We start from the raw sequence: 21,165 nt of genomic DNA, 5'->3' as shown, positions 1-21,165 counted from the left end.
GTAGTTGATCGAGGAAAAATTGTCAAAGTCATCGTGCATCTTAGCGAATCGCAGATTGTCATTCTGAGGCTGTTGGGGCCAGAATGCGAAAATTACTACGGGCTGAACTGAAGGTGCGGAATGTGGGATTTAATATTCAGATTTTCAAATACTATTAAGTCGTAGGATTTGACCAGCGATAGGGACAGCTTTTGAACAAAATCCTCTCTCTTGTTGGTGATTCTTTCATGAACGCGATGGACCGCCTTCAATGCCCTATCTCTTTCGGGACTGCCTTTTAGTGCCTTCGAAAGCTTCCTCTGAGCCTTTGCCAAAGCCTTCTCTTCTTGGACAAAGAATCTTGGGTTGTCAACCCGATCGCCGTTGGAGAGTGTGATGAAACTCTTCAGACCAACGTCGACGCCCACAGAAGACTCAGACTCTATCTTTGGAAGGAGCCCGTCCGGTTCAACTTCAACCAGGAATGATACAAACCATTTCCCTGTTGGCGTTTTTCTGATGTTAAGCCTCTTGATTTCTCCGTCGACAGGTCTATGAAGCTTGATTTTGATGTCGCCTATCTTGGAAAGCCAAAGTTTGCCGGATTTCAAAGAAAAACCCGATTGAGTATAGGTGAAACTGTCATATCTCCCATAGCCCTTGAACCGCGGGTAACCGGGATCTTCGCCTGCTTTGACCCTTCGAAAGAAAGCTTGATAAGCAAGATCAACTCTCTTAACCACTTCCTGCAGAACCTGGGAGTGGACTCCTTTCAACTCAGGTTTCTCTTCCTTCCATTGAGGCAATAGCTTTTTGGTTTCGTAGTAGGATACCAATTTGCCTTCTTGATCGTAGGCATTCTTTCTGAGGGCCAGCGTTTCGTTATAGGTCCACCTGCAAAGCTCCAGCGTCTCAGCCATCCTGGTCCTTTGTGACTTTGTGGGATAGATCCTATACCGAAACACCTTCAGCAAATCATCTCACCTTCTGAGTCTCGATATACATCTGTATTACATCTTTTGTAGTATCGCCACATGTTCCTACATAGTACGAAGGATTCCACAGATGACCATTCCAGAGCTTGTTCTTGATCTCCGGGTGCATCTCGAAGAGCTTTTTCGCGCTGATTCCCTTGAATATTTTTACAATGTTGGCAGGTGAAAACTTCGGATGAGCGGTTATGAATAGGTGTAAATGATCGGGCAAAATCTCCTGGGTGACTAGGGTAACTCCCTTCTTTCGAGCAATTAGTTCATGGAGTTCATAGAGATCGTCTGCTATCTTCCCGACCAATACTTTACGTCTATATTTCGTTGATCATACGAAGTGATAATTTACATTACTCTACTTTACAAGTTTTGACTTCAGCATATGTTTTCTAAATTATATGCAGGATATGTGCTACTTTCATCTGGATATGTGCACCACATTTGACTTCGCAGAACTTCCGTATTATGTGATGCGCAGGGGTAGTTTATAAACTGGGCTCGGCCGAGGGAAAACTTGGAAAGTAGAGTTACATTATACAAACAACCTCTAGCACTTATCCAATGATCATTTTTGCTCATCTTAGGTTACACATATGGTTACCATTTGTCAATAAATGTGTCGGTAGGCACGGGCTGTATCCCGCCTTTAAAAATGCGGGGATTAGCCCTGCATCCTCCTAAAGCTCATCCCAAGGGAGCTGACCTCCTCCGCTCCGCCTCAACATCGCTTCTCCCCCAGGGATCCATAACGAACGCCATATACAATAACGACCGCGATCTACATCCACCGCGATCTACAAGTGCTAACATAACTTTTTATAGCAATCAAATCCATTTAACAGCTGGATCATCATGAAGGGAATAAATCATAAAATATCAGGACTGGTCCTGATCGCCGCCCTCCTGTGCACCGCGACGTCTGCCGAGGAAGGTGCGGGAGTGGGCGAGAAAGAGCTGCTTCGGATCTCGACGACCACCAGCCTATATGACACCCTATTGCTGGACGAGATCGAGGATATCTTCGAGGATATGTACAACGTCGACGTCCGGACCGTCTCCGGCGGGACGGGTATAGCCATTGAGCGCGCAGTAAGGGGTGAAGCTGACCTGATCCTCGTCCACGACGTAGTCAGGGAGAGAAAGTTCATCGACGATGGATACGGCATTTCACGGACCTGCTTCGCCTATAACTACTTCATCATCGTCGGTCCCCAGGACGATCCCGCGGGGATCGTGGGGATGGAACCTTCTGAAGCGATGAGGACGATCATGGCCCAAGGCATGGAGAACCCCGACCAGGTCAAGTTTGTATCCAGAGGCGACGACTCCGGAACCCACGCCCGGGAGAAGATACTCTGGGATAGAGCCGGCATCGACTACGCAGAGGTCACAACCTCCAACCTCTGGTACCGCGAGGCTGGCCAGGGGATGGGCCCGACCCTGCGAATGACGAGTGAGATGGAAGCCTACACCCTCTGTGACACCTCCACCTTCGCAGCCTATCGAAGTGATCTCGATCTGGTCCCCCTCATAGAGGAGGGTGACGTTCTCCTGAACGTCTATGCTGCGATTCCGGTCAGCCCCGCAGTCCATCCCGCGGTAAACTGCGAGATGGCGGCGAAGTTCGTAGACCTCCTCGTCTCTGAAGAGGGGCAGGACCTCATCGCGGAGTACGGGACGGATACCATCGGCAGGCCCCTCTTCAAGGCCGCAAGAGGCAACTGCGATCTGATAGGCTGCGACGGGGATGAGTGTGTAACACCCCTGCCGGAGGATCTCTGCATCCTGGTAGCAGCGTAAGCGTTATCTCTGGTTCTGGCAAGGCTAAAGGGCTGTTCAGCGAAATATATGGGTGAAGCGATTGGATGAGATCGGGGCGGGATTTGTAAGGGCTATAGAGCTGATCCTGAACCTCGACCCTGCCGTCGTGGAGATAACGGTCCGATCTCTTCTCATCGCCCTCGCCTCCACCACCATCGCGGCCGCCATCGCCGTTCCCATCGGCGGCCTCATCCATTTTCACAATTTCTGGGGCAAGAGAGCGGCGATCAACGTCATCCAGACCCTCTACAGCCTCCCGACGGTCACCGTCGGCCTCCTCGTCTTCCTCCTCCTCTCCCGGTCCGGCCCCCTGGGGGGGTTCGGCCTCCTCTTCACCCCCGCCGGCATGGTCATCGGCCAGACGATCCTCATCGTCCCCATCATGACGGGGCTCACCATCGCCGCCCTGAGCGGGATCGCAGATCAGGTCCGGGACTCGGCGGTATCCCTGGGGGCATCGAAGTATCAGGCGATCTTCACCATCATGGGGGAGGCGAGGGCTGCCATGATGGCGGCGGTCCTCCTGGGGTTTGGAAGAGCCCTCTCCGAGGTGGGGGTGGCGATGATGATCGGAGGGAACATCCGGGGCTACACCAGAGTCCTGACGACGGCCATAGCGCTGGAGACCTCTCGGGGGGACATCGAGTTCTCCATGGCCCTGGGGATCATCCTCGTATCCATATCCCTCATCGTAAACCTCCTGGTCAACCGGGTCCAGGGGAGGTGGTGGGCATGATCGAGTCGAGGGGGGTGCGGGCGGTCCGGGGAGGCGTTGAAGTTCTGAGAGGGGTATCCCTGAAGGCGGAGAGGGGGGAGGCGCTCGCCGTCATCGGCCCCACGGGATCGGGGAAGACGACCCTACTGCGGATCCTCAACCTCCTGGACCCCCCCGGTGGGGGGAGGGTCCTCTTCGACGGGGTCGACGTATCGGCGGGGGAGAGGGCGAGGTTTCTTGCGAGGAGGAGGATGGCGATGGTCTTTCAGAAGCCCTCCCTCTTCAACGCCACAGTCGAGAAGAACGTCTCTTACGGCCTGCGGGTGAGGGGGGTCTGCGCATCCGCCATCGAGAAGCTGGTCGGCGCCGCCCTCCGGGAGGTGGGCCTATCCGGCTGGGAGAAGAGAGGCGCCCAAGGCCTCTCGGGGGGGGAGGCCCAGAGGGTCGCCCTGGCGAGGGCCCTGGTCACCGAGCCTGAGCTCCTCATCCTGGACGAGGCCACCGCCAACCTCGACCCCAGGACGGCGGAGGCGATCGAAGCCCTCATCAGGAGGGTCAGGGATTGCGGCATGACGGTGGTGATGGCGACCCACGACCTCGGCCAGGCGAGGGAGCTCGCCGACAGGGTCGCCGTCCTGATGGAGGGGGATGTGGTGGGCCTGGGAACTGCAGAAGAGATCTTCGATAGCCCAGGATCCGAAGAGGTGGCCCGCTTCGTCTGCGGGAGGCGGCGCCGATAGCTCGAGGATATATAATGGCAGAGGCGGTTTAAATGGCAAATATGGAACACGTCATGGCGCTCCAGGAGGGTCTGATGGCCTGGAATAGATGGAGAGCTTCGAATCCTCAGGTCAGGCCCGACTTCCGGGGCTCTGACCTGGGCGGGATGGACCTATCGGGCGTCCGCCTCCAGGGAGCAAACCTGATGGGGGCGGTTTTGAGGGGATCGATCCTTTATGGCGCCGATCTCGGCAGATCAAAGCTCGTATCTGCCGACCTATCTTCCGCGAAGCTCTGTGGCGCAGACCTCTCGGAGGCGAAGTTCGAGGGCGCCGACCTCTCGGGGGCGGACCTCTCGGGGGCGAAGCTCGTGGCTGCGGAGCTGAAAGGCGCCGATCTCAGGTACCTCTCCATCAGCGGTGCTGACCTCTCGGAGGCGAACCTCGCCGGAGCCGACCTCACAGCCTCCGACCTTCGGGGCGCCGTGATGAGGGGAGCTGACCTGCGGGGGGCGAAGCTCGTCGGGTCCGACCTCTCGGGAGCGGACCTCTCGGGGTCTAAGCTCGTCCGCTCGAAGCTCAAAGGGGCGAACCTATCGGAGGCGAGGCTGACGGACGCCGACCTCTCAGGGGCGGACCTCTCGGGGGCGGACCTTTCTGGAGCGAACCTCGCCGGAGCCGACCTATCCCGGGCGAACCTCGGGTCCTCCAACCTGGAAGGAGCGGTCCTGGAGGGGGCCAGGAGGATGCAGGTCGGCTTTTAGAGGAGGAGATCGGATAGAAGCGAGTTCAATTCGAGAGCCTGGTTTTAAATAAGATCTATTTAAATGATCAGGCCTGAAGATATGGGCGAAGATATGGGCGAAGATTTCATAGTTCGAAGGATGCGCCGGGATGAGGTGGAGCTTGCCATCGACTGGGCCGCATACGAAGGCTGGAACCCCGGCATAAACGACGCTGAATGCTTCTATTCCGCAGATCCAGCGGGTCTTTTCGTCGGCCTCCTCGACGACGAGCCCGTCGGATGCATATCGGCGGTATCTTACGGTTCCGCCTTCGGCTTTCTCGGCCTCTACATCGTAAGGGAAGAGCGCCGGGGGCGAGGGTTTGGGATGAGCCTCTGGCGGCAGGCGATGAACCATCTTGGGGAGAGGAACGTGGGGCTCGACGGCGTCGTCGGAGAGCAGGAGAACTATAAGAAGTCCGGATTTCGACTTCTCCACCGGTCCATCCGGTTTCAGGGGACGGGGACCGGCGATGGGAGATCATATCCTGGTATAGTGGAGATAGCCGAAGTCCCCTTCCAGGATCTCTTGAACTACGATACGCGCCACTTCCCGGCCGAGAGAGGCCAATTCCTCAAAAGCTGGATAGCCCAGGAGAACTCCGCAGGCTTCGCCTTTATCGGCGATGGAAGGATCGAGGGTTACGGTCTCCTGCGGCGGTGCCAGACCGGCTTCAAGATAGGACCCCTCTTCGCAGAGGACGGACGGGTCGCAGAATCCCTCTTTTCTGCCCTGGCTGGTCGGGCGGAGCGGGGTGCCCCCGTATATCTCGACGTCCCGGAGCCGAACTCGTCGGCTCTGAGCCTCGCCGCCCGCCACGGCATGGCCGAGATATTCGAGACCGCCCGGATGTACACTCGGGGCGATCCGGGGCTGCCCCTCGGTAAGATCTTCGGCCTTACGACCTTCGAGCTGGGGTGAGGATCCGCCGGGGCTACTGGCCAAAGACCCGGGGCATCTCGGATGACTTCGCTATGCAGCCGCCTGTTGCCGAAGAGATGGAAAGGTCTATATATTGACAGTCCAACAATTAATGCAGAGCATGGACCCAAAGAGCCGGTTTCTATGGATGGCTGCCGCGATCCTGGCTGTGGCGTTGGCAGGGGTCGTATACATAACCCAGAACTTCATAACGACCATACTCTTGAGCTTCTTTCTCGCCTACGTCCTCTACCCCTTCTACTCGCGCCTCTTGAATCTGACCAAGAGAAAGCGGATCTCCGCCCTCCTCTCCATATCCATCGTATTTCTAATATTCCTCGTCTTCGTCTTGAGCGTCATCAACGCCCTGGCGACTGAGATCTCCTATCTATACGCCTCCCAGGATTCATGGGACGAGACCGCCAGCATGCTAACTGAAAAGACCGCCGGAAACTTCTTTGAATGGGCCTCCGCCCTTGCGGAGGATCGGGCCCCGCAGTTTATGGCTCCCCACCTCGGAGATCTCGTCGCCCTCGCCGAAGATCAATTAGCTCCGATCCTCGCAGCCCCCGCCGCCTGGCTCGTACCGGAGGTGCTGCCGAGGGTCTCAAGGGTCCTCACCGGCCTTGCGGACTGGATCGCGGGGAACCTGCCGATCCTGATGGCCCAGTTCGGCGTAGCCATCCTCCTAACCTACTACCTCCTCGTTGACGGGGCGAGGTCGGTGGAGGAATTCCTCCGGCTCCTCCCCGAGAAGGCGCTGGTCCGCCGGTTTCTCGCTGAATTGAACTCCATCTACAACAGCCTCTTCAACGTCTACCTGATAAACAGCCTCCTGACGGGTCTCATCGCCGCCTTCGTCTACCTCCTCGTCGGCGTACCCTACCCCTTCCTCTGGGGGATGGTCACCGCCGTCTTCGCCCTCATCCCCCTCATCGGAACCAGCGCCGTCTACATCCCCATGGCCTTATACTATCTCGTGGTGGGGGAATACCTCAAGGTGGCGGCCCTTCTGATCCTGGGGACCGTCTTTTTGAACATATTTCCCGAGAACATCATGCGTCCGGCTCTCGCCAGGGCAGGGGCGGCTATTCATCCCGCCGTCACCCTCCTCGCCTTCGCAGCGCCGATATTCGTCATCGGTGTCATGGGGGTGATCGTCGGCCCCGCCCTCTACGGTTTCGTCCTAGCCGCCTACAGGACCCGCCTTTCTATGATGGAAGAGGAGGCGGGGGTTGTAGCCGAACCCAAAGGGAGCAGCCACCCTGCCGCCGCCTCCCACTCCTCCGTCCAGGGGCTCCGCCGCCTCGGCGGGATGGCGAGAGGGTTCTTCTCATGGATATCGAGGGGTCGGCTATGAGATTTCACAGCTCTGGTTTCGGCACCTTTATCGGCTAATAGCTTTCAACTATCATATACTGTGACTATGGTTGACCATGAGAGCCGGAGAGGGCCCTGGAATGGACGATGAATCAGGCGGATCGGATAGCCTTCTCACCGATAGGCAGGCCGCGGTCTTGAGGCTCCGGAAGAAGGGGCTGTCTCAGCAGGAGGTGGCGGAGATCCTGGGGACGACCCGGTCCAACGTCAGCATCCTCGAGAAGAGGGCGCTTCATAACGTATCCCGCGCGAGGGCGACCCTGAGAGACTGGACGATGATCCAGGCCCCCGTCTCCATCGAAGTCCCTGCGGGAACCGACCTCTTCGAGGTTCCAGACCTCGTCTTCTCCGAGGCGGACAGATCAGGGATAAAGCTTGGGATCGGCTCAGTAGACGTAGTCGTCCAGATAAAGAGCAAGGTCCCGGAGGCGCTCAATAAGAGGGTGATAGTCTGCGACCTCGTCGTCGCCGTCACCGAGGACGGCCTCCTCCTCGTCCGGGAGGCTGTGCCGGAATGAATTGAGCCGCCATCAAATGGATCATCATCCAGGAGTTTGATCATATATGGCCAGAACCCTATCAGATAGAGACATCGAGATAATGAAGAAGCTCGCCCCCGAGTGCGCAGATACGACCTGCTCCGGCTCCGGCCTGTACTTTCAGTCTATCCTCCCCCCCGTCTCAAACCACTTCTCCCTCGACGACGAGGACTTTGAGGATAGGCTGAAGAGGCTCGACATCTTCGACCTCCGGTACTTATCGGAGGTGATCCTCGACGGATCGGAGAGCCTCGGGTGCATCCAGCCGGAGCACGCCGAGATCCTATTCCGGCTCTTCCGGGAGAGGGTCTCAGAGGATGTAGGCGCAAAGGTCAGGGAGCACTATGAGGAGGCGGGGGGGTGCCATCATTGAGCTGCGATCCAGTCTCTGATTATGTGGTTGTCTTATGCACGGCGCCTCCGGACCATTCGGGGGGGCTGGCAAGGCTGGTAGTGGAGGAGAGGCTAGCAGCCTGCGTAAATATCTCCCAGGTTAGGTCCACCTTCATCTGGGAGGGGAGGGTGAACGAGGAGGCAGAAGACCTCCTCATCATGAAGACGGAGGCTCTAAGGTTCGAAGATCTCTCCGCCAGGCTACGGGAGGTGCACCCCTACCACCTCCCCGAGATCATAGCCATCCCGATAATAACGGGAGACGATCTCTACCTGGCCTGGATATCGGAGTCGTTGAGAGGACCCTCAACCCCCCATGGGCCAGAAGCAGATGGAAAGTAGCCGATTCCCGCCCTCACGCTTCCTTTAGCCGGTCCGCCGCTTCCGCCAGCTCGGCGTCTTCCTTCAGCTTCGCCAGCTCCGCCGTCCCCTCCTGGAACCCCTCCAGGGCGTTGAAGAACCTGTCCAGGACGTCGCCGCGATAGGTCGGAACGACGAAGATGTGGGTATGGGGGATCCTCCGACCCCGGGCGTATATCGCCACAAAGTCGGGGCTGTAGGCCCTCATGATCTTGGAGGATACCTCTCTTGCCACCAAAAAGAGGCTCTCCACCTCCTCCTCGGAGAGGTCGTGCCACCAGGGGACGTGCCTTTTGGGGATGACGAGGGTGTGCCCTTCCGAGAAGGGGTTTATGTCCAGGATGGCCAGGGATAGGTCGTCCTCATAAATCCTGTGCGCCTTCGCTCTGCCGGCCACGATATCGCAGAATACACAGCCCTTCACTTCATTCGTCTCCAAATAAACTCCTCCTGCTGATTTGATCGGCTTTGGACCTGATCGGCTTTGAGTTTTTTTGAATATAACCCTCCCCATTGGCTCCTGAGGCCTTCAAAACCCTCTCTTGATTTGAGACCGAGAATAAAGGGCCTTTGACAGGGCCCGAAGTTGTTATATACTCTTGAAATGAAATTATATGCCGGCTGTTTAAGATACGAACAGGCATTGCGCCGTTTGAGTACAGATCGAGAAATAATACGAAATATTTCTTATTACGAGATATCTCAAATCAAGACGGTAGGAGGGGCGATAGATGGATGAATCTTCAGTTCTGATAGGAGGGAAAGCAGGCGACGGAATAACCGAGGCGGGGATGATCATAGCCAGACTATTCAACAAGCTCGGATACTGCCTCTACCAGTATCTCGACTACCCCTCCCTCATCAGGGGCGGCCACAACTTCGCCATAATCAGGGCCGCCGAAAAGAAGGTAGGGGCCCATAGAGATGAGGTAGACTATCTCCTCGCCCTAAACCAGGACGCCATCGATCTCCACAAGTGGAGGCTGAAAGAAAATTCCATCGTCATCTATGACTCCGACGAGGTGAAGTCGCCGTCGATGGAGGGGATCGGCCTACCCTTCAAGACCTTCGCCGAGGAGGCGAAAGCTCCAAAGATCGCCAGGAACGTCGGCCTCATCGGCGCCTTCGCCGGGGCCGCGGGGATCGAGGAGGAGGTCGTCGAAGAAGTCCTCCGAAAGGAGGTCCCAAAGTCGGTCGACGAGAACCTGGAGGTCGCCCGCCGGGGGCGCCAGGGCATCGAGGGGCGCGAAGGGATGAAGGTCGAGAGGAGGTCGTACCCCTGCTGCCCCGTCGTCACCGGAAACGAGCTATTAGCCCTGGGCCTCCTCAGAGGCGGCCTCGACGCCTACGTCGCCTACCCCATGACCCCATCCTCCGGAATCCTCCACTTCCTGGCGAAGGTCGCTGACGAGTTCTCGATCAAGGTGGTCCATCCCGAAAACGAGATCGCCGTCATCCTGATGGCCCAGGGCTTCGCTTACGCAGGAAAGAAGGTGGCTCTCGGCACCTCAGGAGGGGGTTTTTGCCTCATGGCTGAGGGGATGAGTCTTGCGGGGATGGCGGAGATGCCCCTCGTCGTCGTCCTCTCTCAGAGGCCCGGCCCCAGCACCGGGGTTCCCACATACACCGCCCAGTCCGACCTCCACTTCGCCATGAACGCAGGGCAGGGGGAGTTTCCCCACCTCGTCGTAGCCCCCGGAGACGCGGAGCAGGCCTTCTGCTGGTCGGCTACGATAGTGGGCCTCGCCTGGAAGTACCAGATCCCCGGGATCCTCCTCTCGGACAAGACCCTCAGTGAGACCGCCTACAGCTTCAACATCGAAGAGGCGAGGGACGTTCCTGATATAAAACCCGTCATCTGGGATGGCGGGGGCGAGTATGAGAGGTACGCTCCGGGAGATGACGGGATCTCGCCCCTCGCCTTTCCGCCCAGGCCTGGGGCGGTGGTGAAGGCCAACAGCTACTCCCACCTCGCCTCCGGGATCACGACTGAAGACCCTCGCGAGATCGAAACGGTCCAGGACAAGCTCCTCAGAAAGGAGGAGGGGCTGAGAAGGGAGGTGGAGAGGTTGGCTTCAGTCAGGACATACGGTGATGGGGGCTCTTCGACCGCCCTCCTCTGCTGGGGCTCCAACAAGGGCGTATCTGCAGAGCTCGGCGAGGAGCTCGGCCTCCGGGTAGTCCAGCCGGTGGTCCTGAACCCCTTCCCCGCCAACCGTTTCCGGGAGGCACTCCGGGGTGTCGATAGGACGGTATCCGTCGAGACGAACTCCACGGGGCAGCTCGCCCGGCTCATCCGATATCACGGGTTTGAGGCGGACGATTCGATCCTGAAGTACGATGGGAGGCCTTTCTCCGTCGACGACCTGGAATCGAGGCTTAAGGAGGTGGCGATATGAAACCCCAAGATCTGGCCACGGGAGCGGAGAACACCTGGTGTCCTGGGTGCGGAAACTTTGCCATATTGAACGCCATAAAGCCGGTCTTGGCGGATCTTGACGAGGAGGGGCTCATCCCAGTCGAGAACGTCGTCATGGTTTCTGGTATAGGCTGCCACGCCAAGATCGCCGACTACGTCAACGCCAACAGCTTCTATGCGGTCCACGGCAGGACGATCCCCGTCGCCACAGGGATCAAGCTTGCAAACCCCGACCTCACCGTCATCTGCTTTGCCGGAGACGGCGACGCCTATGCCGAGGGGCTCGACCACCTGATCTTCGCCGCCAAAAGGAACGTCGATATAACGACGATAATCCACGACAACCGGGTATACGGCCTCACCACTGGACAGTACACCCCCACATCCCCCTCGGGGTTTAAGGGGAGGTCAACCCCTTCTGGCCTCGAAGTCCCTCCCATAAACCCCCTGGAGATCGTCTTTGCCAGCGGCGGAACTTTCGTCGGCCGGGGCTACTCCCACGGGATCGATCTCCTCAAGGATATCTTCAGGAGTGCGATCCTCCACCGGGGCTTCTCCTTCGTAGACGTCCTTCAGGTCTGCGTCACATTCTTCAATATGTACGATTACTACAACCAGCGGGTCTATCCCCTGGAGGATCACGATCCTCTAGACCGGGCCAGGGCCCAGGAGGAGATGAAGGAGTGGGACTACAACTCTGACGGTCCGATACCCTTGGGCGTCTTCTTCAAAAAGGATGCCGCCACATTTGGAGATAACTTCAAGAAGTTCAACTCCAGGAAGACCGACTTGGAAGCGTCTATAAGAAAGACTCTGGAAGGATATATCTGAGGCTTGAGGCGCTCTTCGGTGAGCTCGATTCTCCGGGCTGAACAGCTCATGCCCTCCGATCCAAAGGATTATATACTTATGGATAGAAATTACGGTGTCGTGCTATCGGATATGTTTTGAGCTGCATCGAACTTTGACCACCCTTCAGCTTCCCCCCATCGAACTGATTGGGGATGGAGGCTGAGATCGTTATTTTGGAGGTGAGATGGATGGCGAAGAAGTATGTTTGCACCGTATGCGGTTACGTCTACGATCCGGATAAGGGCGACCCCGACTCCGGGATCGAGCCAGGTACTGCTTTTGAAGACCTCCCCGGAGACTGGACATGCCCGGAGTGCGGGGCTCCGACCGACGCCTTCGAGGCTGCCTGAAGGGGAGATGAGATCATGGCGCCGATAGGCGAAAGGATGGCGGAGGCTCTCAACGAGCAGGTGAAGTGGGAGCTATTCTCCTCCTACCTCTACCTGGCGATGTCAGCCTACTTCTCGGCGACGAAGCTGCCCGGCTTCGCCCACTGGATGAGGGTCCAGGCCCAGGAGGAGCTGATGCACGGGATGAAGATATTCGACTTCGTGATCGAGAGGGGGGGCAGAGCCGAGCTTCTGGAGATAGATAGGCCCCAGTTCGAGTGGGGATCGCCCCTGGAGGTGGCAGAGGCGGTCTACGACCACGAGAAGAAGGTGACGGGGCTGATCAACGGCCTTGTGGACCTCGCCGCCGAGGAGGGGGATCACGCCACCCTAAACATGCTCCAGTGGTTCGTCTCCGAGCAGGTGGAAGAGGAGGCGAACGCCAGCGAGATCGTAGAGAAGCTGAAGATGGTCAGCGGCGATAGGGGGGTCGGCGTCCTCTTCATGCTCGACCGGGACCTGGGAGGGAGGCCTCCTAAGCTCGCGGCCGTCGTATCCGCCGGTTGAAGGCAGGATGGGAGATGGAAAGCCCGGAGTCGTCATAGCGACTTTGCGAACCATAGAATCGGTGGTGATTTGATTTATGGAACCTAAAGATATGAAGCTCGGCATCCTGGGACTGGGAAAGATGGGCGGAAACCTCGCGCTGCTGGCGAAGGAGAAGGGCATCTCCGTGGTGGGGAAGTCGAGGTCCGCCAAGCCTCATCTTGAGAGGAAGGGGGTGAAGGTGGTGGACGGGTACGGGCCTTTCGTCGACTTCCTCGACCACCCCCGGGTGATGTACATATCCGTCCCCGCGGGGCCGACGGTGGACAAGGTCCTCGAAGGGCTCGTCCCCCTCCTGGACGCTGGCGACGTGGTGATCGACGGTGGAAACTCCTTCTACCTCGACTCCGTGCGAAGGGAGGAGGACCTCTCCGACCTGGGCATATTCTTCCTCGACTGCGGGACGAGCGGCGGTGTCGAGGGCGCCCGGAAGGGGGCCTGCTTCATGGTCGGCGGCCGCAAGGAGGGGTTCAAAGTCGCAGAGCCGATCCTCGCCGCCCTCGCCGCCGAAGGAGGCTGCCTCTATTCCGGCGACCCCGGGTCCGGCCACTTCGTCAAGCTCGTCCAAGACGGCGTCGAGGCGGGGATGCTCCAGGCGATCGGCGAGGGGGTCGCCCTCCTCCGGGGAAGCGACTTCGACCTCGACCTGGAGAAGGTATTCAAGAGCTGGGCCAGCGGCGCCACCGTCCGGGGGTGGCTCGTGGAGCTGATGGCAAAGAGCCTCGCAGAGCAGAGGTTCAGTGACGTCCCGACCCACGTCGAGGATACGGGTGAGGTGAACTGGCTCGTCCACGACGCCCTCGAGAAGGAGATCCCGATCCCCGTCATCGCTCAGGCTGCGATGGAGCTCTTCAGGTCGAGGGATAAGAGCTGCGATGCCTGCCGGTCGGTCGCCCTGATGAGAAACAGTCGCGGCGGCTATCCCCTCGGAAAAGACGATCAGGTCGCAAAGGAGAGGAGGGCGAGCAGGACGGAGAAGATCTGAGTCGGGGCGCAGGTTTTCAGGAGGCGGACCGGGGTCGTCCGCCATCTTTTTTTCGAGACATTTAAGGTTATATTTTAATCATATTTGGATTATACCTTCTTTCACCTCTTCGTCTCCGGGTCGGTTAGACCACTGCTATCCGAAACCTTTTTTGGCTCCCTGAACAGACCCTCTGGAGGAAGCGGCAGAAATGGATCGATAAGGGAGTAGGGTGAGGCGAGATGACGAAGAACAAGTTCGGCTGGAAGGTGGGGGACTGCCTCAGGTGGTCATCGCCGGAGGGGTGTGATCTTCGGGGTACGGTCACCAAGGCGACGGCGATAATGATCGAGTTTGAGACGGAGGAGGGGGATCTCAAAAGGATCAAGGGGAACAACCCCGCCATCTCCCGGATAGATGATCCGCCGACCGGCGGGGGATCTCTCCCCAAGGCGGGATCCGGGGCTGGAGCGGATGCGTATGAGGCTGGATCGGATGCGTATATCGATAACCGGGCTGATGGAGATGATGGGGCCGACCCCGACGAGGCCGTCGGATCCGCACCCGTCTATGAGCCCGCGTTGGCATCAAAGGAGAGGGGGGAGAAGGTCTGCGAGATGATGGCGGAGGTGGACCTAGTCTGCGGCGGGGTCGATGAGATCTCCGTCCTGGTGAAGAAAGGAGGAGCCCCGCGGGCCGGCGATGAGGAGTTCAGGCTCGCCGACGGCGAAAGGTGGCACCCTTCCCTGGAGGCGGCCCTGGACGCCGAGTACGGCCGAAGCTGGATGTGCATCAGGATGCAGGAGAGGTGATGGGCCATTGAGGGAGCCGACCCCTACGAGCACCAGGTCGAACGCTACGACCGATGGTTTGAGAAGAACCGGGCCGCCTACCTATCGGAGCTTGCGGCCGTCAGATCCCTGACCCCTCGTTTCAGGCAGGGTCTGGAGGTGGGGGTTGGGACGGGGAGGTTCGCCTCCTGCCTGGGCATCTCCGTAGGCCTCGACCCATCGCTTCCCATGATGGAGGTCGCCCGCAGAAGGGGCGTTGTATGCGTCAGGGGCATCGCCGAACGGCTCCCATTCCGGGACGGTCCCTTCGACCTCCTCCTGATGGTCACCGTCGATTTCCTCCTCATGGATAAGGCGAGAGCATTCCGGGAGGCAGCCCGGGTCCTCGCCCCGGGCGGGTCGATCGTCGTCGGCTTCATCCGCCGCGATAGTCCCCTGGGCAGGCGGTATGAAAGGGAGAAGGGGATAGACGAGGGAAATAAGGGGGATAAGAGGAATAAGGGGAAAAACGGAAAGAAAGGGAAAGATGAAGCCGGCTTTTATGGTGAGGCCCGTTTTCTCTCCCCGGAGGAGATGGCCGCCCTCCTGGAAGGAGCGGGGTTTTGCGACCTCGTCTTCGTCGAGACGCTCTTTTCGCAGCCCGAGGAGATGACGTCCCTCCAGACTCCCATCCCCGGATACGGCCGGGGCTCTTTCGTCGCCGTCCGGGGAGAAAGGTTATAGACGATCCCCTTCCTGGTGTGGAGAGAGGTCATGGACGGCATATCTATCTTTCTGATCGCCATCGGCCTTGCCATGGACGCCTTCGCGGTCTCGGTGGCCAGCGGGGCGGTGGCGGCCGAGGAGAGGCTGAAGGCCGCCACCGCGGCCGCCATTTTCTTCGGCGGCTTTCAGGCCTTGATGCCTCTGGTCGGCTGGTTGGCTGGGTCGGAGTTCAGCGACGCCGTCATCGGATACGGCCACTGGGTCGCCTTCTGCCTCCTCGCCATGATAGGCGGAAAGATGATCCGCGACTCCTCCTCGCCGGTCCCGGAGAAGAGGGCGGCAAACCTCCTGAACTATCGGGTCCTCACCTTCCTCGCCGTCGCCACCAGCATCGACGCCTTAGCCGTCGGCGTCTCCTTCGCCTTCCTTGAGGTCTACCTCCTCTTTTCCGTGGCGGTCATAGGCATCGTCACCTTCCTCCTCTCCTTCATCGGGGTTTACATCGGAGGCGGTTTTGCGGGACTCTTCGAGAGGAGGATCGAGATCTTCGGCGGCCTCATCCTCATCGGCATAAGCCTCAAGATCCTTCTGGAGGGGCTCTTCTTCTAGCCTTCTTGGGAAGGGATCTATCGCCACCTCTTCGCTCCCAAACCTGCCAAAGCGCTCCTCCTCTTCAGCTCCGCCCCCCCCCCTCCTCCAACAAATTAGAAATAGTTTGCAGCCGTAGAATAGCCTGGAGGTAGAATCGATTGTTGGTACTTGTAGTCTACTACACCATGAACGGCCACACCCATAGCCTCGCCGAGGCGGTGGCAGAGGGAGCCCGCCGGGTGGAGGGGGCCGATGTGGCTCTCCGCCGGGTCCCAGAGACCCTTTCGGCGGCGGAGCTGAAGAGGAGGGGCGCTTTGGCAGAGGCGGCGAAGGTCTTCGAGACGGTCCCCTTCTGCACCCCCGGGGAGCTGGAAGAGGCCGACGCCGTCATCTTCGGAACCCCCTCGTACCTGGGGAATATGGCGGGGCAGATGAGGATCTTCCTCGACTCCCTCGGCGACCAGTGGAAGAGGAACGCCCTGGTGGGGAAGGCGGGGTCGGTCTTCGTCTCCTCGGGGTCCCAGCACGGCGGCCAGGAGTCGACGATATTGAACTTCCACCCGACCCTCCTCCATCTCGGGATGGTCGTCGTCGGCCTCCCCTACACCTTCGAGAGCCAGAGGAGGATCGACGAGGTGGCGGGGGGGTCGCCCTACGGAGCCTCCACCATCGTCGGGAGGGCCGGGGAGAGGACGCCGAGCGAGACGGAGCTCGCCGGGGCGAGGTTCCTGGGAAAGCACGTCGCGGAGATAGCATCGAAGCTGGCGCGTTGACGAGCTCGAGGGTCCGACCTCGCGGCCGGGATCGAGGGGTCGGACCCACGGCCCATTTTTGGTCTTTGATCGAAGGTTTCGTTTTGAACCTATCGAATCGGCGGATACGGGACAGAGTTTAATAGATGCGGTCCGATAATAGATTTTGATGATAGACTTCTTCCTTCAACAGAGCCGTAACCCCGCCTTCACCGGCAGAGAGCCCCTCCTTTATGAACTGAAGGCCGCCCTCGTCGAAGGCGGAACCGCCGTCCTCATGGGCGCCGACGGTATGGGAAAGAGCGCTGCAGCCGAAGAGTACGCCAGGATCCACAAAGCCGAATACGACTTCATCTTCTGGGTGAGGTCCTGGAACGAGACCGTCCTCGCCCTCGACTTCGCCTCCTTCGCCCGCTCCCTGGGGATGCCCCACCAGGAGGACTCCGACCTCCTCGATCTCGGAGGCGCCGTCCGGTCGTGGCTCGATGAGAACAGCCGATGGCTCTTGATCTTCGACGACGCCCCCTCCCCCTCGGCCCTGGAGGAGTACCTGCCACCGACGGGATCAGGATCCGGCTGCGCGATCATTACATCATCCAGGAGAGGCGGCTGGAGCGGGGCCTCCGACGCCATCGAAGTAGGACCTCTGGAACCGTCGGAGGCGGCCGCTTTTCTATTAAAAAGGACGGGCCAGGGGGATCATGCTGCATCGATGAGGCTCGCGGAGCTGCTGGAGGGCTTCCCCCTCGCCCTGGAGGTTGCAGCAGGCTACATCAGCTGGACGGGGATATCCCTATCCCGTTACGTCGACCTTTATGAGAGACGCCTCGGCGAGATCTCGGGCAAGACGGGACCGGGCTATCCCGAAACCCTGGCCGCCGCCCTTGATATATCGATGGAGCAGGTCCGGGCGGTCTCCGCGGAAGGGGCGGATATCCTCAGCCTCTCCTCCTTTCTGGCGGCTGAAGACCTCCCATTCGACCTCCTCATCGAGACCGGGGCCCTCCTCCCAGGGTCCGTCGACCTGGGGCTCGCCTCCCTCGAGAGGAGGGGGCTATTGAGGAGTAACAAAGTCCCTATATCGGTCCACCCCCTCATCCAGGCCTTCGCCTTCGGCCGCCTCGACGCCCAGGAGAGGAAGGCCTGGGCGGAGGAGACGGTCAGGGCAGTGGGAGGGGCCTTCAGCGCCCGCCTGGAGGACCTCTCTCGATGGCCAGAATGCGGCCGCCTCCTCCCCCACGCCCTCGCCTCCACCGGGAAGCTGGAGGATCTGGAAGGCGGCTCCGAGGAGGCATCCCTCCTCTTGAACCAGGCGGGGCTCTACCTCCAGCGGAGGGGCGACCTTGCGGGGGCGAGGTCCGTCCTCGAGAGGCTCGTCTCCGTCGACGAGAGGTTATGGGGACCTCACCATCCGGAGGTGGCCACCGACCTCAACAACCTCGGTTCGGTCCTGCGGGTCCTCGGAGACCTTTCGGGGGCCGTCTCCCACTTCGAGAGGTCCATCGCCATCGAGGAGGCGCAAGATGAGCCCGACCAGCTCAAGATCGCCATCAGGGCGAACAACCTGGGGACGGTCCTGCGGTCCCTCGGCGACCTTCCGGGGGCCGTTGCTCAGTTCGAGAGGGCTCTATCCATCGATATGGACGCCTACGGCCCGAACCACTTCAAGACCGCCATCCGGATCAACAACCTGGGAGAGGCGCTCCTGGAAATGGGGGACCTTGCGGGGGCGAGGGAGTCCTTCAAGCTGGCTTTTCGGGTCTTCGGCCAGTTTTTGGGTCCGGGCCACCAATACACCCAAAGGGCGAGGAGGAACCTGGAGTCCATCCCAGAAGATGATCAGAAATGATGCGAAGCCCCCTTCAGCGGCGGAGGGCAGGACCCCAATCCCCGGGATCGAACTTGTTGTCCCGGAAGTCCTTCACCACGGCGTGGCCGGAAGAGACGAGGAGGCGATTGAAGTTGACGAGGGAGCCGGTATCGGGATCTTCGATATAGGCGACGGCGACCCACCTGCCGTATCTGTCTTTGACCCCCAGGTCGTCTACGTCCAGATGGACTATCTCGCCCAGGAGCCACGCCTCTGCGAAGAACTTGGCCGCCTTACCCGCCGGGGTGTCCATCTCGGGGGCGTCGACGTCGGCGAGCCTCACCCTTCCGAACCCTTCGACGTCGAAGGTGTCACCGTCTACGACCTTCGTCACCAACCCGGAGACGGAGACGTCCTGAGGCTCGGGACCTTCCTTTGAGGAGAGAAGGTCTCCGATGGGGCCGCGATCGAGACATCCGGCTCCTGCCAGAAGGACGGCCAGAAGGAGAGAGGCCGCCAGGGCCCGGAGGGGACTGATCCGGCGGCCTTTCAGGGCTGAGATATCTAGCCCTCCAGCTCCTCGATCATCTCCTCCACCTCTTCATACCCCTCCTGATACTTCTCCTCCTCATCGGGGGCGAGCTCCTTCAAGAGCCGGAGAAACTCTCCGGCGTGGACCCTCTCCTCGTCGGCGATGTCCACGAGGACGGCCCTCGCCAGCTCGTCGTCCGTCGACTCTGCCAGCTGCATGTAGAGCTGGACCGCCTCGTACTCGGCGGCGACCATGTACCTGATCGCCCTGATCAGCTCCTCAGGGGTGAGCTTTCTATCGCAGGCGAGGCCCGCAAAGGGGTTTGCAAACTCGGGCATATCTTCTTCCTCCTGAAACCGATGATATCTCCTGGCCAACCCTGCTTCAGCACTGGCGATATATCTTTCGGTCTTCTCCGATATTCCGCCTCTCTCCTCCATCGAGCCGAAGAGGTCGAAGGGGTCTGTCTTTGGCCATCGAGATCCGGCGAATCGATCGCCTCCCGAAACTGCCCTCACCCCGCCCTTCGGGCCGCCGCCAGGGCCAGGTAGATGAAGGGGGTGTCCAGGGCGGCTATCAGGATCTTTATGACGTACTGGCCTGCCATCATCTGGAGGAGGACGGAGTTTGGTACAAGGCCGTAGAAGGCGAGGGTGATGAAGATCAGGGTATCGATCGCCTGGGAGGCCATCGTCGAGGCGTTGTTCCGAAGCCAGAGGCGTCTGCCCCCTGTCCTATCCTTCCAGAAGCCATAAGCCCAGACGTCGTGATGCTGGCTCGCCAGATAGGCTATCATGGATGCGGCTATAACGCGAGGAGCGAACCCGAATACGGCATCAAAGGAGCTGGCGAGCGCCGGGTCCATGACTGGAGAGGCAGACCACCGTACGGCGATCAGGACCGAGAGGAGCATCACCATGTTGGCGAGAAACCCCGTCCAGACGGCGAGCCTCGCCTTCTCCTTTCCGAAGAGCTCGCTCAATATGTCCGTCAGGAGGAATGTGGAGGCGTAGACGAGGACCGCCGCCGGGGCGATGAAGGGGCCGAAGGCGATCGTCTTTGCTGCCAGGAGGTTGGCGAGGACCGTCAGGGAGGCGAAGACTCCGACGGCGATCTCGACCCCGAACCTCGCTGCTAAGATGGCGGTGATGGTCACCGTCGCCAGGGTCGCTGCGGCCCAGAGGGCGGAGGTGGGGTCCACGACCTACCTCTCGGAGCCTGCCAGGGCGAAGTAGGCGAGGAGAGCCTCCAGCTGGATTCGCTCGTTGGCGCCTTCCGTCATCCGGAAGTCTATCTCTCCGATCCTGTCCATCAGCCTCACCGACGTGGTGGCGGAGAGGTCGTCGGAGTCCATGAGGCTCATCATCTGCCGGTGGATCTGGATTATGACATCCTCTCCCGAGAGCCCCTGGACCAGGAGGAGGTCGTCGAGGAGGCTTCGGGCCTGGGTGAACTTCCCGGCTAAGGCCGCAGCCAGAAGCTCTCTGATCTCCTCGGGCCTGGCGGTGGCGGTGATCTGGTAGATCGTCTCCTCCGTCACCGTCCCCTCCATCAGGGAAGCCGCCTGGAGGGCGTTGATCGCCTTTCTCATATCGCCCCTGGCGACGTAGACTATCGCTCCCATCCCGCCTTCCGTCACCTCTACCCCCTCCGCCTCTGCGATCTTCTTCATCCTCTCGCCGACGGCCTCGTCGGATAAAGAACGAAACCGATAGACAGCGCACCTCGACTGGATCGGCTCGATGATCTTGGAGGAGTAGTTGCAGGATAGGACGAACCTGCAGATGGAGCTGTACCTTTCCATCGTCCTCCGCAGGGCGGACTGGGCGTCGCTCGTCAGGGCGTCGGCCTCGTCGAGGAATATCACCTTGAACTCGGCGCCGCCGAGGGGGGCCGTCCGCGCGAAGTCCTTGACCTTGTGGCGGACGACGTCGATACCCCGCTCGTCGCTGGCGTTAAGCTCGATGAAGTTTCCCCGCCACTCTTGGCCGTAGAGCTCCCTCACCATGCTGATGGCGGCGGCGGTCTTGCCGACGCCAGGGGGGCCCGAGAAGAGGAGGTGGGGGACGTTTCGGCTCCTGACGTAGGATTTGAGCCTCTTGACTATCTCCTCCTGGCCGACCACGTCCTCCAGGCTCACTGGCCTGTACTTCTCGATCCAGATCTCCTCTTTGATCCCGCATCCCTCCTTCATGACGACCTGGCCCCTATCT

At 59.7% G+C, this 21,165-nt stretch carries 24 protein-coding genes and 2 pseudogenes; 19 read left to right on the top strand and 7 right to left on the bottom strand.

Annotated features, from left to right (window positions below):
* Nucleotides 1–125: 125 nt before the first annotated feature.
* Both P0O24_RS04275 and tnpA read right to left on the bottom strand, forming a co-directional pair.
* Nucleotides 126–953: pseudogene (locus P0O24_RS04275) on the bottom strand (RNA-guided endonuclease InsQ/TnpB family protein); the annotation flags it as partial.
* A 1-nt stretch (nucleotide 954) separates the two neighbouring features.
* Nucleotides 955–1,320 (bottom strand): annotated as a pseudogene (gene tnpA, locus P0O24_RS04270) (IS200/IS605 family transposase); the annotation flags it as partial.
* Between the two features lie 500 nt (nucleotides 1,321–1,820).
* On the opposite strand from tnpA, the gene P0O24_RS04265 reads away from it, so the two are divergent.
* The 9 genes from P0O24_RS04265 to cutA all read left to right on the top strand — a co-directional run bounded on the left by P0O24_RS04265 (nucleotide 1,821) and on the right by cutA (nucleotide 8,583).
* Nucleotides 1,821–2,768 (top strand): substrate-binding domain-containing protein, encoded by a 948-nt coding sequence (locus P0O24_RS04265; RefSeq protein WP_316968497.1) that lies wholly within the window; start codon nucleotides 1,821–1,823, stop codon nucleotides 2,766–2,768.
* 61 nt (nucleotides 2,769–2,829) lie between these two features.
* Entirely contained in the window at nucleotides 2,830–3,525 is a 696-nt protein-coding gene (locus P0O24_RS04260; RefSeq protein ID WP_394356688.1) for an ABC transporter permease, read from the top strand.
* Nucleotides 3,522–4,244 carry an energy-coupling factor ABC transporter ATP-binding protein gene (locus tag P0O24_RS04255; RefSeq protein ID WP_316968495.1) on the top strand — a complete coding sequence of 241 codons (723 nt, stop codon included), beginning with the start codon at nucleotides 3,522–3,524 and terminating at the stop codon, nucleotides 4,242–4,244. Before P0O24_RS04260 ends, P0O24_RS04255 begins: the two co-directional genes overlap by 4 nt.
* 32 nt (nucleotides 4,245–4,276) lie before the next feature.
* A complete protein-coding gene (locus P0O24_RS04250; RefSeq protein ID WP_316968494.1) occupies nucleotides 4,277–4,987 on the top strand; it encodes a pentapeptide repeat-containing protein in 711 nt (236 codons plus the stop codon).
* Between the two features lie 81 nt (nucleotides 4,988–5,068).
* Nucleotides 5,069–5,929 carry a GNAT family N-acetyltransferase gene (locus P0O24_RS04245; protein ID WP_316968493.1) on the top strand — a complete coding sequence of 287 codons (861 nt, stop codon included), beginning with the start codon at nucleotides 5,069–5,071 and terminating at the stop codon, nucleotides 5,927–5,929.
* Nucleotides 5,930–6,050: 121 nt separating this feature from the next.
* Entirely contained in the window at nucleotides 6,051–7,289 is a 1,239-nt protein-coding gene (locus P0O24_RS04240; RefSeq protein ID WP_316968492.1) for an AI-2E family transporter, read from the top strand.
* Between the two features lie 100 nt (nucleotides 7,290–7,389).
* Entirely contained in the window at nucleotides 7,390–7,827 is a 438-nt protein-coding gene (locus P0O24_RS04235; protein ID WP_316968491.1) for a Tfx family DNA-binding protein, read from the top strand.
* 46 nt (nucleotides 7,828–7,873) lie between these two features.
* Nucleotides 7,874–8,221 (top strand): hypothetical protein, encoded by a 348-nt coding sequence (locus P0O24_RS04230; protein ID WP_316968490.1) that lies wholly within the window; start codon nucleotides 7,874–7,876, stop codon nucleotides 8,219–8,221.
* Nucleotides 8,218–8,583, top strand: a complete 366-nt coding sequence (gene cutA / locus P0O24_RS04225) for a divalent-cation tolerance protein CutA (RefSeq protein WP_316968489.1) — start codon at nucleotides 8,218–8,220, stop codon at nucleotides 8,581–8,583. Before P0O24_RS04230 ends, cutA begins: the two co-directional genes overlap by 4 nt.
* 13 nt (nucleotides 8,584–8,596) lie before the next feature.
* Here cutA and P0O24_RS04220 read toward each other — a convergent pair whose 3' ends face one another.
* Nucleotides 8,597–9,040: an HIT family protein gene (locus P0O24_RS04220; RefSeq protein ID WP_316968488.1), complete on the bottom strand. Its 444-nt coding sequence runs from the start codon at nucleotides 9,038–9,040 to the stop codon at nucleotides 8,597–8,599.
* Between the two features lie 292 nt (nucleotides 9,041–9,332).
* On the opposite strand from P0O24_RS04220, the gene P0O24_RS04215 reads away from it, so the two are divergent.
* From P0O24_RS04215 to P0O24_RS04170, 10 genes are all read left to right on the top strand, one after another.
* The gene (locus P0O24_RS04215) at nucleotides 9,333–11,000 is read left to right on the top strand and encodes a 2-oxoacid:acceptor oxidoreductase subunit alpha (RefSeq protein ID WP_316968487.1); all 1,668 of its coding nucleotides are present in this window, start codon (nucleotides 9,333–9,335) and stop codon (nucleotides 10,998–11,000) included.
* Nucleotides 10,997–11,851 (top strand): thiamine pyrophosphate-dependent enzyme, encoded by an 855-nt coding sequence (locus P0O24_RS04210; RefSeq protein ID WP_316968486.1) that lies wholly within the window; start codon nucleotides 10,997–10,999, stop codon nucleotides 11,849–11,851. Before P0O24_RS04215 ends, P0O24_RS04210 begins: the two co-directional genes overlap by 4 nt.
* A 209-nt stretch (nucleotides 11,852–12,060) precedes the next feature.
* Nucleotides 12,061–12,222, top strand: coding sequence for a rubredoxin (rd, locus tag P0O24_RS04205; protein WP_316968485.1), 162 nt, complete (start codon nucleotides 12,061–12,063; stop codon nucleotides 12,220–12,222).
* A 15-nt stretch (nucleotides 12,223–12,237) separates the two neighbouring features.
* Nucleotides 12,238–12,768, top strand: coding sequence for a ferritin (locus tag P0O24_RS04200; RefSeq protein WP_316968484.1), 531 nt, complete (start codon nucleotides 12,238–12,240; stop codon nucleotides 12,766–12,768).
* 76 nt (nucleotides 12,769–12,844) lie between these two features.
* Nucleotides 12,845–13,792: an NADP(+)-dependent, decarboxylating phosphogluconate dehydrogenase gene (locus P0O24_RS04195; RefSeq protein WP_316968483.1), complete on the top strand. Its 948-nt coding sequence runs from the start codon at nucleotides 12,845–12,847 to the stop codon at nucleotides 13,790–13,792.
* A gap of 221 nt (nucleotides 13,793–14,013) precedes the next feature.
* The gene (locus P0O24_RS04190) at nucleotides 14,014–14,583 is read left to right on the top strand and encodes a hypothetical protein (RefSeq protein ID WP_316968482.1); all 570 of its coding nucleotides are present in this window, start codon (nucleotides 14,014–14,016) and stop codon (nucleotides 14,581–14,583) included.
* Between the two features lie 138 nt (nucleotides 14,584–14,721).
* Entirely contained in the window at nucleotides 14,722–15,285 is a 564-nt protein-coding gene (locus P0O24_RS04185) for a class I SAM-dependent methyltransferase (RefSeq protein ID WP_394356682.1), read from the top strand.
* A gap of 30 nt (nucleotides 15,286–15,315) precedes the next feature.
* Nucleotides 15,316–15,876 carry a manganese efflux pump MntP gene (locus P0O24_RS04180; RefSeq protein WP_316968481.1) on the top strand — a complete coding sequence of 187 codons (561 nt, stop codon included), beginning with the start codon at nucleotides 15,316–15,318 and terminating at the stop codon, nucleotides 15,874–15,876.
* A 140-nt stretch (nucleotides 15,877–16,016) separates the two neighbouring features.
* Nucleotides 16,017–16,631 carry an NAD(P)H:quinone oxidoreductase gene (gene wrbA / locus P0O24_RS04175; RefSeq protein ID WP_316968480.1) on the top strand — a complete coding sequence of 205 codons (615 nt, stop codon included), beginning with the start codon at nucleotides 16,017–16,019 and terminating at the stop codon, nucleotides 16,629–16,631.
* A 148-nt stretch (nucleotides 16,632–16,779) separates the two neighbouring features.
* Nucleotides 16,780–18,459, top strand: coding sequence for a tetratricopeptide repeat protein (locus tag P0O24_RS04170; RefSeq protein WP_316968479.1), 1,680 nt, complete (start codon nucleotides 16,780–16,782; stop codon nucleotides 18,457–18,459).
* 13 nt (nucleotides 18,460–18,472) lie between these two features.
* On the opposite strand, the gene P0O24_RS04165 is transcribed toward P0O24_RS04170, so the two are convergent.
* From P0O24_RS04165 to P0O24_RS04150, 4 genes are all read right to left on the bottom strand, one after another.
* Nucleotides 18,473–18,814 (bottom strand): thermonuclease family protein, encoded by a 342-nt coding sequence (locus P0O24_RS04165; protein WP_316968499.1) that lies wholly within the window; start codon nucleotides 18,812–18,814, stop codon nucleotides 18,473–18,475.
* Nucleotides 18,815–18,984: 170 nt separating this feature from the next.
* Nucleotides 18,985–19,290, bottom strand: a complete 306-nt coding sequence (locus tag P0O24_RS12505; protein ID WP_394356687.1) for a ferritin family protein — start codon at nucleotides 19,288–19,290, stop codon at nucleotides 18,985–18,987.
* Nucleotides 19,291–19,466: 176 nt separating this feature from the next.
* Nucleotides 19,467–20,153 (bottom strand): queuosine precursor transporter, encoded by a 687-nt coding sequence (locus tag P0O24_RS04155; protein WP_316968477.1) that lies wholly within the window; start codon nucleotides 20,151–20,153, stop codon nucleotides 19,467–19,469.
* Between the two features lie 3 nt (nucleotides 20,154–20,156).
* Complete coding sequence (locus P0O24_RS04150) at nucleotides 20,157–21,146, bottom strand: replication factor C small subunit (RefSeq protein ID WP_316968476.1); 990 nt, start codon at nucleotides 21,144–21,146, stop codon at nucleotides 20,157–20,159.
* Between the last annotated feature and the right edge of the window lie 19 nt (nucleotides 21,147–21,165).

The sequence above is a fragment of the Candidatus Methanocrinis alkalitolerans genome (assembly GCF_029167205.1).
Taxonomy (GTDB): domain Archaea; phylum Halobacteriota; class Methanosarcinia; order Methanotrichales; family Methanotrichaceae; genus Methanocrinis; species Methanocrinis alkalitolerans.
This window is presented reverse-complemented; position numbering and strand designations above follow the sequence as displayed.

Coding starts and splice junctions, on each gene's coding strand:
- P0O24_RS12505 (WP_394356687.1), bottom strand. CDS start 19,290: ATGCCCGAGTTTGCAAACCCCTTTGCGGGCCTCGCCTGCGATAGAAAG.
- P0O24_RS04180 (WP_316968481.1), top strand. CDS start 15,316: ATGGACGGCATATCTATCTTTCTGATCGCCATCGGCCTTGCCATGGAC.
- P0O24_RS04245 (WP_316968493.1), top strand. CDS start 5,069: ATGGGCGAAGATATGGGCGAAGATTTCATAGTTCGAAGGATGCGCCGG.
- P0O24_RS04210 (WP_316968486.1), top strand. CDS start 10,997: ATGAAACCCCAAGATCTGGCCACGGGAGCGGAGAACACCTGGTGTCCT.
- P0O24_RS04150 (WP_316968476.1), bottom strand. CDS start 21,146: ATGAAGGAGGGATGCGGGATCAAAGAGGAGATCTGGATCGAGAAGTAC.
- P0O24_RS04255 (WP_316968495.1), top strand. CDS start 3,522: ATGATCGAGTCGAGGGGGGTGCGGGCGGTCCGGGGAGGCGTTGAAGTT.
- P0O24_RS04250 (WP_316968494.1), top strand. CDS start 4,277: ATGGCAAATATGGAACACGTCATGGCGCTCCAGGAGGGTCTGATGGCC.
- P0O24_RS04215 (WP_316968487.1), top strand. CDS start 9,333: ATGGATGAATCTTCAGTTCTGATAGGAGGGAAAGCAGGCGACGGAATA.
- P0O24_RS04235 (WP_316968491.1), top strand. CDS start 7,390: ATGGACGATGAATCAGGCGGATCGGATAGCCTTCTCACCGATAGGCAG.
- P0O24_RS04170 (WP_316968479.1), top strand. CDS start 16,780: ATGATAGACTTCTTCCTTCAACAGAGCCGTAACCCCGCCTTCACCGGC.
- P0O24_RS04230 (WP_316968490.1), top strand. CDS start 7,874: ATGGCCAGAACCCTATCAGATAGAGACATCGAGATAATGAAGAAGCTC.
- P0O24_RS04200 (WP_316968484.1), top strand. CDS start 12,238: ATGGCGCCGATAGGCGAAAGGATGGCGGAGGCTCTCAACGAGCAGGTG.
- P0O24_RS04240 (WP_316968492.1), top strand. CDS start 6,051: ATGGACCCAAAGAGCCGGTTTCTATGGATGGCTGCCGCGATCCTGGCT.
- P0O24_RS04265 (WP_316968497.1), top strand. CDS start 1,821: ATGAAGGGAATAAATCATAAAATATCAGGACTGGTCCTGATCGCCGCC.
- P0O24_RS04190 (WP_316968482.1), top strand. CDS start 14,014: ATGACGAAGAACAAGTTCGGCTGGAAGGTGGGGGACTGCCTCAGGTGG.
- rd (WP_316968485.1), top strand. CDS start 12,061: ATGGCGAAGAAGTATGTTTGCACCGTATGCGGTTACGTCTACGATCCG.
- P0O24_RS04195 (WP_316968483.1), top strand. CDS start 12,845: ATGGAACCTAAAGATATGAAGCTCGGCATCCTGGGACTGGGAAAGATG.